Below are 15,911 nucleotides of genomic sequence, written 5' to 3'. Positions count from 1 at the left end.
AGCGGAGGAAGCAATCGGGAGCTTCCCAGCTTGGGAAACGTGCCCGAAGGCGAGTCGCGAGCTGTATCTTGCAGACACCCAGCCACGTCACCTACGGGGGTCTCATGCAGGTTACGAACGCCGCACTCATCTCATGGGTTGAGATCGAGGATTTGTTCGGCACGTATAGCTATCATCTAGATTTCTTTGGCGCCAATGAACCCGAATCGCGTAGCCGGCGACTTACGCTACTCTACGGGAATAATGGCAGCGGAAAGACGACCATCCTAAAGCTACTTTGGGACACACTCTCCGCAGACACCACCAAGGGCCACCGCGAGCGAATTGCGAAAACACCATTCCGGTCGCTAGTGATTCGCTTATCCGTTGGCGACACCATCAAGGTAACCAAGAATGATGGTTTAACTGGGGCTTTTTCCATCACCGTTGACGGCGAGTCGGCAAACGTTCAGCAAGTATATATGGTGACACCGGCGGGTGTAACGGCAGTCCCTGACTCTCTCCTGGGAGACAACCCAGAATCGAACGAACGAGAGCTACGACTGCGACTGATTCGGGCACGTATGCAACGCCCCGTCGAAGAATACAGGGATGGCAGCGACAAATTCGCCGCGTACCTGAAAGAGCTCGGAGCCGTGCCGTACATGCTTGCGGATGATCGGCAGATCTACGGCGACGCGATCGATTCAAGCACGCGAGAGGAAGAGTGGGTCATAATTGATGATGATGACGACCCCTCGGCCGAATCAACGAGAGGAGTAGCCGCCGAGCTCACCCAGGCTATTGAGCGCGTTGACGTGCTCGTCAAGGATCAAGTAATTAAAGGTGGTCAGCAAGGATCGCGAAGTTCCAATAGCGTCTATCTCGGCATTCTCGGCCGAGTAGCGAAGACTGAGGCATCTCGCAAAGAGGTTACGAAGAACGAGCTAATTGGAAAAATCGAAGAAGTAGCCGAAAGAACCCAGGTATACAGCCGTTACGGACTTCTGCCAAAAATCAACAAGGATCAGTTCATCGACGCCGTTCGTGCCGTTCCTGACAGCGAGCTCGGCGTTGCCGAGGCGGTTCTCGATCCCTTTCTGAGTTCTCAAACAGCCCGCCTAGATGCCCTAAACGGGGTCTTTGCATTGGTGCAGACATTCACCAATGAAATGAACCGATTCTTCGGCAACAGCGGAAAGAAGGTTACATATCAGACGTTCAGGGGAATCCAGGTCCGATCAGCCGGAAATAATCGACTTTCTCCCGAACAGCTATCTTCGGGCGAGCGCCAGATCCTACTACTTCTGCTCAATACAATTTTGGCTCGTGAAAACACAAAGCTCTTCCTGATCGACGAGCCAGAAATTAGCCTCAACGTCAAATGGCAACGGCAGTTGATGGATGCGCTGCTTGCATGCACAGAAGGAAGCGCAGTTCAATTCGTCGTCGCTACACATTCCATCGAGGTAATTACAGGACATCGCGCTTCGCTTGCACGGATGGTACCCAAGAAGCAGAAAGAAATCGACGGAATCTCAGGGGGGCAACAGCGATGACAGACCCTTTTGAAGACATGGAGCGGCGCCAGCCTGCTGAGCTCGTAACTCTATACGAGCTGGAGCCGGAAGTCAGGGACGTAATTGTCGAGGGAAGCAACGATAAAGCATTCTTCGACTGGTATCTTTCACATATCAAACATCAAGGAAAGCTCGTTCGTGTGTACGCAGTAGGCGACAGGGCATACCTGTCTGACGGCGAGGTCCTTGATGGAGGATACGTTGCCGGAGAGCGTGGGAGAGTAGCCCGTCTCGCCGAAGTCCTGAATAATCTGGCTCCAGACTGCACTTCGGCGCTGATGATTGCCGATTCAGACTACGCTAGCATAGCGTTAGATAAAAAGCCCGAAATACCAGGATTGCTTTTCACAGACTATGCGTCACTCGAGTCGTACACTCTATCGAATCATACAATTGACAAGCTGTTGCGTGTCACATTCGCTGCTCCTGCAGAAATATCCGCTTCCATTCTCCTCCAGGCGATCAAAGACCCGCTGACTGCTTCATTTTTGATCGGAGCATGCCTTAGGGAAGCAAATACAGGGTCGGCTATATCACCGAGGGCGGTAGACCGCATTCCCCTCGCATCCCCTTGCCCTCCCGATGTCATCCGTGAAGTATTTCGCATCTCCCTCCAAGGAAAAGTGAAGGAATTTCCAGTCGATAATCTCACACAGCGCTATGAGGAACTAAAGAAAGCAGTCACGGACGATTTCCGTAACTTTGCACGAGGTCACGATATTGCGCACTTCATAGTGAAGTTTCTTAAGGAGAACTGCAAAAGGGTCTTCACAAAAGAAGAGGGCCGGAGGAGGGGACTGCAAACTCCTGAATTGCTAGAGCTGGCTCTGATGTCTTGCCTTGAGTACCAGAGATTAAGATCGGAGAAACTCTTCGCCGACGTTGAACTCTGGTTATCCGGGTCGAGCGCCACCGAATCAGAACCTCCTGAAGCTGCCGCCTGTGCCTGATGGTGCGGGTGGCGCTCCAACACCCGCAGGACGCGGGCCATGGTCCGGAGCGTGTCGGCCGCGGCCCACGCAGCGATCCGCGACGCGGGTGCCGAGCCGTACCTCTACCCTCTACGGGTGCGGTGAAGGGAACCTGGCCTACAGCGGGATGCTGCCGTGCGTCCTGCTGTACGGCCACGGGGGACCACTGGCCGAGTTCGGGGGAGGCGTCCGCACCTGGCACAGACGAGTCAGAGCCGTACACCTTGGGCCAAGCAGTCCGGAGCATGAAGTGAGGCTACGGCTCGGGCCGCGCTGACAGAGGTGGCATACGTGCCGTTCCACAGGGCCTTCCCGCATACCGGCATAGAACTGTCCGGCAGGCAATGGGACCACTCCGTGCTCGGTTCGTTGATGCGGGCATGGGCAGAGTGATCTGACTGATACGAAGCGGGAACCGCTGCGTCCGCTCATTCCGGTTGGCGACACACGTTGCAGCCCGTGGCCTGATTACCGGCGCGTGATCGACGGGATTCTGCATCGGGCACGGAGCTCCGTGCGGTGACGTACTTGCCCGAGCGGCTCAAGCCTTGGAACACGGTCTGCGAACACCATCGGCAACTGTCCGACGATGGACGTGGCGGCGGCCTTCGTCTGGTCTCGTCCTCCGCCCAAGGTGCACGTGACCCCAACGATGGCCGTCATCAGGGAGAATGTGCTGTTCGGCAGTTGCAGTTCCAGTTGCATTCACCCCCGTTCAGCACCGTCCGAGTCCTGGCAATCGAACCGTCGGCTCCAGGTCAGGACGCCCGCAAACCACCATGAACCCCCAGACGAACATTTGGAAAGCGTGTTGGGGGCAACCCCTCACGAGTTCGAATCTCGTATCCTCCGCCATTGCTCTCACCGGGCAATACGTCGAAGGGCCCCACCGGTCGCGGTGGGGCCCTTCGACGTTCGGCACGACCTCTTCCTCCTCCAGGCGAGGGGCTTTGGCGATCGTGGCCGGGTTGTCGGTGCGGTGACGGCGCCGCTTGGCCTCGTTCAGGGCGGCGCGCACGGTGCGGTGGACCTGGTGCGCGGTACCGGCCGAACTGCCGTTGTCCTGAGTCTTCTTGCAGAAGCGTTCAAGATGCTCGGGCTCCAGCTTCGCCAGGCGGTGCGCGCCGAGGCCGGGTATCAGATGGTGGTAGACGGCGACGCGGTAGCCGTCGGTGGTGTTCTCGGAGACGTGCAGCGCGGCGATGTTCTCGACCCAGTGGGTCAGCCAGGAATCGACTGTCCAGGTCCGGCCTGCCTTCGGCACGCTGCCGGAGTCACGCTTCCGCTCCAGCTCGCGGACAGCCTTGGTGGCATCAGCGCGGGTCTTGCGCATGACGTAACGGCGGTCGGGCGGAACAGCCCTCAGCCGTCCGCGGCGAGGCGGCCGAGCCATTCGCTGAGTAGGTATTGCTCCGCGCTGCTGAGCGCTGTCTGTTCGGGCAGGAGGGCGCGCAAGGTTCGGGCGGCGCCGGCGGGGCCTGCGTCTTGCACGACGGGTTTCTCGTGTGTGACGGCGGTAACCATGGATTCGCGCATGGCGGTGAGCAGGGCCGGGTCGCGCTGATCCTCGGGCAGCGACAGCCAGGTGAGCACGGCGCCGCGCGCAGTGGCATGAATCAGAGCGGCCGCGAGCTTCTCGTCGACGCGGAGCCAGCCGCCGGCGGCGAGGCGACGGATGCGTCCCAGCAGGATCCGCATGCCCGCCTGGAAGGCGGCCGACGTCGTGCCGCGTTTGGGCTCGCCGTACATCAGCGCGTACAGCTCAGGATTGGCGAGCCCGAACTCGACGGCGAGGTCCCAGCCCGCACGCAGGTCCTCTACCGGGTCCTGAGGATGGGTGTCCACGTGCTTGGCCGCGAGGAACGTGGCGTAGCCGTGCTCGGCCACCGCTTCAAGGAGCCCGTCCTTGTCGCCGAACAAACGGTAGATCGCAGGAGGCTGAGCCCCAGCGGCCGCCGCGACCGCGCGGGTGGTCACCGCGTCGCGCCCCTCGCGTGCGAGCAAGTCCGCCGCGGCCTCAAGAACCCGCTGCCGAGTGACCTCACGGGCGTCGGCTGCGACCTCCGGCTCCGGGACGGGTATGGCGTCGACCTTCGAACCATCAGGCATAAATCAACGATACCACCGAAACGTTTCCATCGATGCTATCGTCGTTATCGTCAAATGCGTATCACCGGAAACCAAATCGAGAGGAGTGCACCATGCCTGGGAAGCTGCACATCGTAGGCATCGAGGAACACGTGGTTCTGCCAGTCCTGCTCGATGCGTGGACAAGGGCGGGGGTCCCGCGGATACCGCAGCTCGGCTACGGCGACGAGCCGTTCGCGCGGCGATTGCGAGACGTCGGCGATCGGCGCCTGGCCGACATGGACGATCAGGGCGTGGACGTCGCGGTGCTGTCCCTGGCCACACCAGGGGTGCAGAACCTCACGGCGGCGGACGCCGTGAGCGTCGCGCGTGAGGCGAACGACGCGCTCGCCGGGGTCGTCCGCGCCCACCCGCAGCGGTTCCAAGCGTTCGCGGCCATCCCCACGCCGTCCCCCGAAGCCGCCGCGGCGGAACTGGATCGCGCGGTCACGCAGCTCGGCTTCCGCGGCGCGATGCTGTACGGGCGCACCGGCGACAAGCTGGCTGACGCGCCCGAGTTCGACGACCTTTACGCCGTCGCCGAGCGACTCCGGGTTCCACTGCACTTCCACCCGCAGACCCCGGTGCAGGCGGTCCAGGACGCCTACTACGCGGGGCTGCCGAACGGAGTGGGCCGTGCGCTCGCGACCGCCGGGCTGGGCTGGTACTACGACCTGGGCGTGCAGTACCTGCGGATGATCTTCTCTGGCGTGTTCGACCGCCACCCCGACCTGCAAGTGATCGCGGGACACTGGGGCGAAGTCGTCCTGTTCTACCTGGACCACATCGGGATCCTGCGGGACATGGCAAAGCTGGAGCGCCCCCTGGCCGACTACTTCCGCCAGAACTTCTGGGTGGCGGGAAGCGGCACGGTCAGCGAGCGCTACCTGCGGTGGACGGCGGAGGTCGTCGGCACCGACCGCATGCTGTACTCGACCGACTACCCGTACACGTTCGGAACGCGGCCCGGCGGCTTCCCCTTCCTCGACACCAGTGCAGGGGTCGCCCGGTCGTTCCTCGAACAGGCGCCGTTCACCCAGGAGGAGAAGGCCGCTATCGGGTCCGGCAACTGGGAGCGGCTGACCGGTCATGTCGCAGCCACCACGGACGTCAACAGCCGAACCGCGGATGACCGAACAGACAGAAGCTAGTGCTGTGTCCGGAAAGGTTTGCCGGGGGCTCGCGGCGTCCGGTGCGGTGCATCGCAAGGCGGAGGATCGCGCTCGTACTGGACGTACTCGCGCGACTCCGACAACGCGGCGAGGTGCCGTGCCGGGCGTCGCGAGCCGGTGAACCTTTCCGGACACAGCACTAGCCGGTCGACCTGACGGCCCGCCGGAATCGTTGGCGGCGAGCGCCGTCCCCGCGTCGCCGAGGCGCGCGGCGGCGCGGGATCGTAGACCGAGCAGCCACGGGCCCACCGCCCCAATTATTGAGCCGTACCTTTGCGTGACTCGTTCAGCAAGGTTCCCGTGTACGCCAATGACTCTTCCGCACAGGGGCGGCAAGATCGCAGGCATGAGCCCTGGGGCGCCGTGTCCGGGGCGTGAAGTGAGGTCACGGCTCGGGCCGCGCTGACAGAGGTGGCATACGTGCCGTTCCACGGGACCTTCCCGCATACCGGCATAGAACTGTCCAGCAGACAGTGGCCTGATTAACGGCGCGTGATCGACGGGATTCTGCATCAGGTACGGAGCTGCGTGCGGTGACGTACTTGCCCGAGCGGCTCAAGCCCTGGAACACAATCTGCGAACACCATCGGCAACTGTCCGACGATGGACGTGGCGGCGGCCTTCGTCTGGTCTCGTCCTCCGCCCAAGGTGCACGTGACCCCAAACGATGGCCGCGATCAGGGAGAACGCGCTGTTCGGCAGTTCCAGTTGCATTCAGCCCCGTTCAGCACGGTCCGACAGTCAGTTAGCGAGGCGCTTCATGTCAGGTCAGAACGCTGACGCGCCTATCCGAACCCCCGGACGAACATTTGGAAAGCGTGTTGGGGCAACCCCTCACCAGTTCGAATCTCGTGTCCTCCGCCGTTGCTCTCGCCGGGATTCGTCGATGGGCCCCACAGCGTGCTGCGGGGCCCATCGACGTTGGGGGTTGTAGCTGCCGAGATCAGCCAGCGGTGGGCTGCTTGGCCCGCCCTGGTCCAGAGGAGCCCGCCGACCTTGGCGGCCGTGTCCCTGAGGACCCGGTCGGTCAGCGGTACTGGTACCGGCGGCGCATCCAGGCCGACCGACCGGACTCCCAGACCGTGATCGCGTCCACGACGGTGCCTGAGACCCCGAAGAGCAGCAGAAGAGCACCAGCGGTGCGACGGCCGTCGTGGTCGGCCGACCCTCAGCCCGACCGCTTCCAGCAGCGCCTCCCACATGTGGTGGCGGGTGTTCGGGTTGAGCCACTCACCGGTCGCCGAGGCGAAGAGGTACCCATTCTCGCCCCGCACTCCACCCCCCTGCTCCGCCGGGCCAGGCTCCACCCCGACGCTCCTCCTGGAACGGGCACCGAACTCGTCGTGATCAAAGAACTCCTAGGACATGCCCACATCGGCGTCAGGCAATCGACACCCCCGGCAACGCCCTCAGCGCTACCGGCAGCGGCCTTAACAACCCACCTGCCACAGCCGTCGTCCACTGACGTTGCCGTCAGCGGGGCTGGAGTCTGTCAGGTACGTTCAGCACCCTGCGGCCATTCAAAGGACTGGGGTGGCGATACCAAAGCCGCGAGAACAACCCCGACAGGTTCGTCAGTAAGGGCGATCAAACTCCACCCACTCCCTCGGACCGCGAAAAGGCCAATAGGAGGACCATCCTCATCGAGAACCGCAAAGAAGCCTTCCCATCCAAATCTATTCTTCCGGAACTCGTTCAATGTTGAATAACGGTCTCGATACGTTCCTCGAAGCGTGGACCTGGACCCAACTCCAACACGGATAGATCCACACACCCCCTCAAGAATTCGCGACACAACGGTAGGCGGCAACAAAGCCAGCGACTGACATTTTGCCTTTTGAAGCAGCTCCGCAATCTTCAGATTGGACATTTCCCGCACACTCGCCAAGGCAACTCCATTGAGAACGAGGGTGGGCGGCACCCGAAGGTACCGCCCACCAGAGCTTATCTATCCGAACCCGAGATCTTCCAGTCGTGCGCCGGACCATGCCGCCCTGACTTGACCTTGCATGACCCCTTGAATGATCACTTCGGCCTCGCCGCGAAGGTCATCTTCGACCCATGGCTGATCGTTTACATGAATATGGAAACGCCCACTGGGGATAGTAGCCCTAATTACGACTCCGCTACCCCCACCTTTAGTAGCCGCCCGAATAGCAGCAGCGGGACTAGTGGTCCAACTGGTGTAGTCGCTATCCGTCATACCGAGATGATGCATCTCAGGCGTCGAGTCCCCACCGCGGGGTCCTGCAATTCCTTCCACCGCGTCGTCAAAGGCGGGGTTGGGGCCGCCGGTTTCACCGCTCACTTCCGCAACTCCGCGATAGACCGTCGTGCCGCCACCGCAATTGTGCACAAGCACTGGCGTGGCGCCTGCGAGCACATAGTACGTGTGCAGGTCACTGACCGTGAGGTTGTGGACGGTGGCCTGCTGCGCCGTCCAGCGCTCAAGCGCGGTTATCTGGACGTGGGTGCCGGCGCTGGTGCGGAGCCATTGGCCCGGACTCAGGGCGGTGGCATCGATCCACTCGTTGAGTTCGGGGACCCAGAAGGGGTGGCCCTCGGTCGCGGTGACCGTCGCCGTCCGGTCGCCCTGGGCGCCGTCGGTGTCGACGGTCACCTTGACGAGGTGCTTGACGCCCTCCCCGCTGATCTCCGCCGTGACCGTCTCCACCGCGGTCTCGCCGGTCTCGGGGTCGGTGGCCAGGACCTTGTCGCCGTTTTCGACGTCCTCGATCGGCTTGGTGGTGCCGTCGGCCATCAGGACCATCGTGCCGGGCGTGAAGCTGTTGTCGACGCTCGGGCAGCTCGCGCCGCCTCCGCCCGACTGTTTTCCTGCCTGCGGCTTGGCGGGAGGCTTCGCGGCCGCCGACTTCTTCGCCTTCTGGACCGCGTTGCCGGTCTTCTGCGCGGCCTTCTTCGCCAGTCTCGTGGCGGCCTGCTGTGCCTTCTTCCTTATCTGCGCGGCCAGGGCCGCCGCCCGCTTCTTCGCCTCCTTGGCCTTCCGGGCCAGCTCCCGGGCCTTCCGCGCCAACTCAATGATCTTGCGGGCCTTCTCCTTGGCCTTCATCCAGGCGTCGACGGCCCCGGCGATCCGGGACGCCGCCTTCAGGATCGAGGGGATCTTGTAGAGCTTGGACCACGGGATGGCCTGGACGAAGAGGCTGCCGCATGCCCACAGATCACCCCGGGAGAAGCAGCTCACCACGTCGTTCCAGCCGACGAACTCCTTCAGCGCGGCCCAGCCGACGGACAGGATGATGTCCGACAGTGAGGTGTTCAACTGCTGCTTCGCCCACGCCTCGTCGCCCGACGACGGGCCGCCGCCACCCCCGCCGCCGACACTCTCCGAGGCCAGACCCGACGGGTCCGCGAAGGTCACCGGATTGTTCTCGCAGTACACGTACCCGTTCATCTGCACCGGATCGGCCAGGTCCAGCACCGGGTCCACGGACAGGAAACGGCCCGTGACCGGGTCGTACTCCCGCGCCCCCAGGTGCACCAGGCCGCTGCCGTTGTCGTCGTCACCGCCCACGTAGGAGCGGTCCGAGCGCCAGGCGCCGCTCTCGGCACGCTCGTTGCCGAACGGGTCGGTCTTGGAGAACTGGACCCTGTTGCCCTCGGCGAGCGCCACGTTGATGTACGCCGTGCCGTTCTGGTCCGCGATCTGGACCGACTGCGTCACCGCACCGCTGCCGGTCGCGTGCCGCATCACCGTGGGCGCGCCCGGCTGCGCGTAGTAACGCTCGACCGAGGACTGCGACTTGTCCGCGTTCATCGTGACCGTCGCGTCGCCCAGGTACAGGGTGCGCTCGCTGGCGCTGATCGCCATCAGCCGCTGGCCGGAGGCGTCGTAGATGTACTTGGTCTGCTCGTTCGGCGTCCAGGTCTGCGAGCTGCCGGAGTTGCAGGTGTAGAGCTGGAGATCGGTGCCGTTCGCCGAGTCGGAGCCGGGTACGTCCAGGCACTTGCCGGACGACTCGTGCTTCAGCGCACCGTCGGACGTGGCCGTCCACCGCTGGTCGGCCGCCCCGGTGCAGTCGGCAATCACCACCGCCGTCCCGACAGCGGTGCCCCCGCCCTTCGGCATCGCGCACTTGCCCAGGACCTTCAGCGCACCCGTGGCCGGATCGCCCGAGGAACCGGAGGACGAGCGGTCGACGCGCAGTTGCTGCGCCTTCGTCCCGTTGCACTGCCACAGCTGAAGCGCGGTGCCGGCGGTCGTGGACGAGGACGACAGGTCCAGACACTTGCCCGCCAGGCCGACCCAGGCCCCCGCCCCGTTCTCGCCGAAGCCGGTGACCTGCGCGACCTGCCCGTCCCAGGTCCAGTCCAGCGCCTGTTCGTCGCCGTCCCAGGTACGGGTCTCGGTGTCGCCCGCGGCGTTGTAGGTCAGCTCCGCCGCCTTGGTGACCCGCGCACCGCTGTCGGCCCTGTACGTGGTCGACATCCCGGTGAGGGTGTGCGGCTGGGAGCCGTCCTCGGCCCCGTACGCGTAGGTCGTCGTGGCGTCCTTCGCCTCGACGAGCCCGGGGTCGTGCTCGACGAGCTTCTTCCTGTTGCCCATCGCGTCGTACTCGTACGACTGCCAGTAACCGTCCGCCGCGGCCGTGACGTTGGCCGTGCCGTCCGCGTACTCCGGCGCCGCGACCGTCTTGCCCGGCGCGGTGCACGCCGACGGCGCCGTCCAGGCCTCGGCCAGTTGTCCCAGCGCGTCGTAGGTGAAGCACTGGCGGTCCGTCACCCCGTCGACGCGGTCCGCGATCGAGGTGACGTTGCCGGCCGGGTCGTAGGCGTAGGAACGGGCGTTGACCCGGTGATCGGTCACCGTCGTCGTGTCGCTGATCGACTCCCGGTCGACGATGCTCTGCTTCAGCTCACCGCTCGACTCGTCGAACAGGTTCGTCGTCCACACCCGGTTCGGCTGCTCGCCGCTGGTCGCGCGCAGCACCTCGCCGTAGGGCGAGTAGGTGGTCTCCGCCGCGTACCAGTCGTCCCCGGACGTCGAGACCGGCAGGCCGTCCTCGTTGTAACGGACCACCAGCCGCTCGCTGTCCAGCGTGCCCACCGCCGGCAGCGTCGCGGATGTCAGCAGACCCGCCTTCGAGTAGTCGTAGCTGTAGGTGTACGACTCCTTCAGCCCGTACTCGGCCGCCAGCGGCGCCGGCAGCGTGACCGTCTTGCCGGTCGGCTGGTAGTCGGCCGTGTAACCGGTCACGGACGTCGTGTAGCCCTGGTTGTCCGTGTACCGGGTCGACGACGCCGGCAGCCCGAGACCGCCCGGCAGCTTGTCGTACAGGGTGCTCGTCAGAAGCTCGCCGGCGGCGTCGTCCTCGTGTTGCTCGATGACGCGGGACAGTACGTCGTACTTGTTCCACACCGTCACACCGCGCCCGTTCTCCACGGTCACGGGGCGGTCCGCCACGTCGTACGTCGTCCTCGTCGTGCCGGTGTCGGGGTCGGTGGCCACGGTCTGGCGGCCACGCGCGTCATACGCCCAGGTCCACTCGTTGCCCTCGGAGTCCTTCGCCAGGACCATGTCACCGCGTGTGTCGTAGGTGTACTTCGTGCTGCGGAAGGTCTCGCGGGCCGCGTCCGTGAAGGTGTCCACCCGGACCGTGCGGCCCAGCGCGTCGGAGTAACTGCGCTGCGCCGCCGCGCCCTCGGGTTCGATCACCGTCGAGTTGTCGTAGCCGTACTCGTTCCTCGACGCCTTCTGCGGCTTCGCCACGCCCGCCTCGTACGGCGTCTCCGTCAGCACCCGGCCCAGTCCGTCGTACGCGTACAGCGTCGCGTTCGGCACCTGGGAGTCCGAGTCCAGCTCGAAGGGTATGGAGGACGGCTCGCCGGTGGCGTAGTAGGCGTTGTTGGTCTGCGCGATCGTGCCGTTCCTGGTGTAGAGCACGTCCGTGACGAGTCGGCCATCGCCGACCGCCGGCTCCTGTCTCTGCCGCTCCCGGCCCAGACCGTCGTAGATCACCACGCTGTCCGCGTAGGTGCCCTCGTTGGTCAGCGCGGATGTCACCACCGACACCGGTTGGCCGATCGTGGTGTGGTAGGCGGCCTTCACCGCCGGAGCGGTGGCGGTGGTCCCGGTGGCGGCGCCCCAGGTGGCCGTCGTACGGCCCAGCGCGTCGTAGGCGTACTCGGTGGTACGGCCGTTGGCGTCGGTCTCCTTCAGCGAGGTGCCGCGTCCCGGCTCCACGTAGGTCGTGGCGGTGTGCCCGAGCTCGTTGGCCGTCTCGATCGCGTACACCTGCCCGGAGTCGGGCACGTACGTGGTGGTGTCGGTCGTCCCCACGGCGTCGTCGGCGGTCTTCACCCGCCCGTAGTCGTCGTAGGTGATCGTGCCGCTGACCGTCCAGCCGCCGCCGGTGCCGCTGACGTCCCAGGTCTTGGTGGCCTGCCCGATCGCGGGTGCGGCGGCGAACTCCCCGCCGTCGTACGCGACACGGGAACCCGAGATCCAGTCCTCGGCCTCCGCCGACGCCGCCTGGGCACAGGTACCCGCCGTGGTCAGCGTCTGCTTGTCCAGGCCGATCAGGTGCTTGGCCGTGTTGTGGACGTACGACATGACGGTGCACGTCTGGTCGTCCGGGTCCGCGGTGTCGCCCAGCGACTCGACCTGGACCGGCAGACCGTAGTCGTCCTCGTACTCGGTGACGGTCTTCGTGGTCCGCCATGTCGGGTTCCCGCTCGCGGAGTCCGAGGCACGGGTGACGGAGATGCTTTCGGCGTCCTGGACGCGGTAGGCCTCCAGCGGCGGGATCCCGTCGCCGCGGGTGCGCGAGGCGAGCAGTGTGGCCTTCGGTTTGTCGACGGAGCGGGTGAGGAGTTCGCCGCCGTTCCCCGTGTAGGTGAGGGTCTCGGCGACGCGGCCCTGGAAGGCCTCCTCGTCCTTGGCTATGGCCTGGCCCGCGGAGTCCTCGACGGTCACCGAGCGGGTGGAGCCTTCCGGCAGCAGGTCGCCGTTCATCCCGCGGAAGTAGCGGGTCGCCGACAGGGACTGCCGGGTGCTCGTGTACGGGGTGGCGGAGTTCTCCCCGGTGACCGTCTTGACCAGGGAGAAGCCTCGCCACTGGTCGTAGGTACGGGTCTTCTTCTTGGAGAACTCCGCCTGGTTCAGCGCCCAGGCGCCGCCGCCCTCGTCGTCGTAGTCGTAGGACGTGTTGACGTCCGGGACGCCGGTGACGGCCGGCTTCTCCTGGACCGACTCGACGACGTACTTGTTGAACCAGTCGATGGTCTCGTCGCTCTTGTCCGGGTCCGGGTGCCAGTAGACCGGGAAGCACAGCCCGGTGTTGTCCTCAGGTTCCGGGAAGCCGCTGCCCGTCCTGCAGGAGCCCGTCGGCGCCTTGTAATTGACGAGAGTCTCGCCGCCGTACTCGCTGACGACCCGGGCGATACGCAACCGGTCGAAGACCGGGTTCGGGTCGCCGGCGCCCTCCTGCACCCGGTTGGGCATCGACAGGCTGTTCGCGACGAACCGCACCGGGTTGAGGGTCTTGGTGGTCTCGCCGTCGGGTTCGTAGCCGGTGCGGGTGATGGACTCCAGCCACAGCGCGGCGCCCTCGTCCGTCAGGTCGGCGGGCAGCGACTGCTGGAGTGTCCAGCTGTCGACCGTTGTCTGCGCGGTCGAACCCTGGTTGCGCTGGGCCTTCGTGGTGACCTGGGTGAGGCGCATGCGCGACCAGAAGGTCGGTACGGGGACGAAGCAGTCTTTGTCGGCGGCACCTGAGCAGTACAGATCGGCCGGGGTGTCGTACCAGACGCGGTTCTTGTCGAAGTCGCCGGACGTGAAGTCGGCCTCGCCGCAGACTCCTTCGCCGAAGCAGCGTTCGTCGACGGCGAAGTCCACCCGCGCGAGGGGCTGGGCGTCGAACAGGGAGCTCTCGTCCTGGCCGTACTTGATGGCTCGGAGGAAGCCGCCCCGGTGGTAGAGCACCGGATCCGCGAACTTCATGTTCTGGGCGTAGTAGTTGTTCTCTCTCCCCCACCACAGCGACATGGCGTGGCCCTGCGGGTCCACGACGTAGTCGAGATTCCAGCGCCAGGCCTGAGTGCAGAAGGAGTTTTCGAACTTCGTCGCGTAGCACGGCTCGTCGGACTGGTTGCCGGCCACGGGGGCGGCCAGGACCGAGGCGGTGGTCGCGTCGCCGCTCTCCCAGCCGGGGAGTTTGTTCCGCCCGAAGTAGTACTGGATGCCGTCCCGCGTGGTGACCCGCCAGTACTCGCCGTCGGCGTCCCCGTTGGCCAGGTCCGTGTTCTTCAGCAGCTCCACGCGCGAGCCGTCGCCGCTGGAGGTGACCCAGTTGTCGCCCACCGCGTCGGTGCCGTCGGGCAGCACCAGCTCGGTCGTCGTGCCGCCGAGGGTGAGGACCGCGTTGTACGAGCCCCAGCACAGGTCGCTGGTTTTACGGTTGGTGTTGTTGCCGCCCGTGGTGTCGTCCCGGCAGGCACGGTAGGTGCGGGTGATCGATCCGGGGTTGTAGTCCCAGCCGTCGCCGATCCACGAGGGCTGGGTGTTCGTGGCCGACGTACGGCCGTCGACGCCCTGCGAGTTGTAGCCGAAGCCGATCGCCGGGGACGGGCCGCCGGGCACGCCGGGGACCTGAAGGTTGTAGGTGTAGGTGAAGGCCCCGGAGTTGCCGCCCGCCGACCACGAGCCGGCACTGGCCAGCGGGGTGGCGGAGAAGTCGCCCTTGGACCCGCTGCCCGAGTCGGTGGCGAGCAGGACCGAGGCGCCCGAGGCGGAGGCGGCGGTGAGCGTCGTCCGTTCGGCGGCGTACGGGCCGGCGGCCGTGCTCTCGCGGTACAGGGCGTCGTCGACTCCGCCCTTGCCCTCGGCGGCGGACTCGGCCGTGGCGGACTCGCCGGACGCGAGGTCGGCGACGTCCAGGGTGGCGAGGATGCGCCGTTCGCCGCCCTCGGCGGCCGTCTCGACGACGTTCTCGGTGTCCACCGTGGTGGGTTCCGAGCAGCCCTCGGTCTCGGGGGTGGTCAGGAAGCAGGCGGGGAACTGCACGAAGTCGAGGCGGTCCGCCCAGTTGGCGCCGTACAGCTCCGCGAAGTCGGTGTAGTTCAGGGCGACGACGGCGTCACCGGTGGCGTCCGGGGGCGGGGTCACCATCAGAGCCAGTCCCTCGACCTCGGCACCGGAGGACGTAGCGATGTCCTCCTGGTCGGCGAGGGTGACCTGCCAGTCGCCCTCCAGGGCCGCGGCCTCACCGGTGGTCACGCCCTCGGGTGCCCCGAGTTCGACGGGCAGTTCCAGCCCGTCCTCCCCGACGACCGGTACGAGGTCACCAGGGGCGAGCCCGGAGAGCGTCTCGGAGGCGGTGCCGCCCACAGGGGCGGTCGTGGCCGCCGGCTCGTACTCGTCGGGGTCCTTGACCAGGGCGGTGGTGAGCTGCTCCAGCTCACCGGCCTTGTCGGGATCGTTCTCCTCGGGTTGCGCCTCGGCGTCCGGCAGGTCCACCAGCTCGACCTCGGTGCGGTCCTTGCCCGGCGGCGGCACCGCGTAGGCCGACGGAAGGGCGCCCACCAGCAGTGCCACGAAGACCGCGGCGATCACCGAACGACGTGCCGCAGCCCGTCTTCGGCGCGAGGCACCGTGCCGGAGAAGCCTTCCCCGGCCACACCACGACAGCGGTCGCCACATGACGGCAGCCCCCCACCCTCACCCTGAATTAACCCCGGATTCACCTGAATTCCGGCCGCCGCTCCTCACGAAGCGCACGACCGGCCCACCACCCCGAATTACCGGGCCAAATGTATGAGCACGAGTAAAGGCCACGTCAACGCCAACCGGAAGGTGGTGAATTAGATCACACGCCATATCTGACTCATTTGACATTGAATATCGGAAATACGTAGAGTCCGGGACGAACTTGTGAAGATCGCATCCACAAGTCCCCGCCAAACAGCCTCTATTGGACACAAGCTCCCTGCTCCCACCCACATCGAGCCCTTTACCGAAGCTTCACAGGCACATCACAGAGTTCCTGGGCTCTAGCGCCCCTCGCCCTCCTTGAGCCATGCTCTGGCCGCAGGATTTCTGCGTCGCCATTTCTTTTCCGGAG

Annotated in this window: 5 protein-coding genes and 1 pseudogene; 3 read left to right on the top strand and 3 right to left on the bottom strand. The window is 65.2% G+C overall.

From position 1 onward, the window contains the following. The first annotated feature begins 104 nt into the window (after positions 1-104). Complete coding sequence (locus ACWGDX_RS27980) at positions 105-1,538, top strand: AAA family ATPase (RefSeq protein WP_453629900.1); 1,434 nt, start codon at positions 105-107, stop codon at positions 1,536-1,538. Continuing rightward, positions 1,535-2,509: a hypothetical protein gene (locus ACWGDX_RS27975; protein ID WP_453629899.1), complete on the top strand. Its 975-nt coding sequence runs from the start codon at positions 1,535-1,537 to the stop codon at positions 2,507-2,509. The genes ACWGDX_RS27980 and ACWGDX_RS27975 overlap by 4 nt, the downstream gene beginning before the upstream one ends. Positions 2,510-3,446: 937 nt before the next feature. Here the strand turns inward: ACWGDX_RS27975 and ACWGDX_RS27970 are convergent. Both ACWGDX_RS27970 and ACWGDX_RS27965 read right to left on the bottom strand, forming a co-directional pair. Then, a pseudogene (locus tag ACWGDX_RS27970) lies at positions 3,447-3,881 on the bottom strand (tyrosine-type recombinase/integrase); the annotation flags it as partial. An 11-nt stretch (positions 3,882-3,892) separates the two neighbouring features. Beyond that, on the bottom strand, positions 3,893-4,639 hold the full coding sequence (locus ACWGDX_RS27965) for a TetR/AcrR family transcriptional regulator (RefSeq protein WP_453629897.1): 747 nt from the start codon (positions 4,637-4,639) through the stop codon (positions 3,893-3,895). A 92-nt stretch (positions 4,640-4,731) separates the two neighbouring features. On the opposite strand from ACWGDX_RS27965, the gene ACWGDX_RS27960 reads away from it, so the two are divergent. After that, complete coding sequence (locus tag ACWGDX_RS27960; protein ID WP_453629896.1) at positions 4,732-5,808, top strand: amidohydrolase family protein; 1,077 nt, start codon at positions 4,732-4,734, stop codon at positions 5,806-5,808. A 1,969-nt stretch (positions 5,809-7,777) separates the two neighbouring features. On the opposite strand, the gene ACWGDX_RS27955 is transcribed toward ACWGDX_RS27960, so the two are convergent. Next, positions 7,778-15,403 (bottom strand): ricin-type beta-trefoil lectin domain protein, encoded by a 7,626-nt coding sequence (locus ACWGDX_RS27955; RefSeq protein ID WP_453629895.1) that lies wholly within the window; start codon positions 15,401-15,403, stop codon positions 7,778-7,780. Positions 15,404-15,911: the final 508 nt, after the last annotated feature.

The sequence above is a fragment of the Streptomyces sp. NPDC055025 genome (assembly GCF_053608565.1).
The sequence above is the reverse complement of the archived record's forward strand: the minus strand, read 5'-3'. Positions and strand labels throughout refer to the sequence as shown.

Coding starts and splice junctions, on each gene's coding strand:
- ACWGDX_RS27980 (WP_453629900.1), top strand. CDS start 105: ATGCAGGTTACGAACGCCGCACTCATCTCATGGGTTGAGATCGAGGAT.
- ACWGDX_RS27975 (WP_453629899.1), top strand. CDS start 1,535: ATGACAGACCCTTTTGAAGACATGGAGCGGCGCCAGCCTGCTGAGCTC.
- ACWGDX_RS27965 (WP_453629897.1), bottom strand. CDS start 4,639: ATGCCTGATGGTTCGAAGGTCGACGCCATACCCGTCCCGGAGCCGGAG.
- ACWGDX_RS27960 (WP_453629896.1), top strand. CDS start 4,732: ATGCCTGGGAAGCTGCACATCGTAGGCATCGAGGAACACGTGGTTCTG.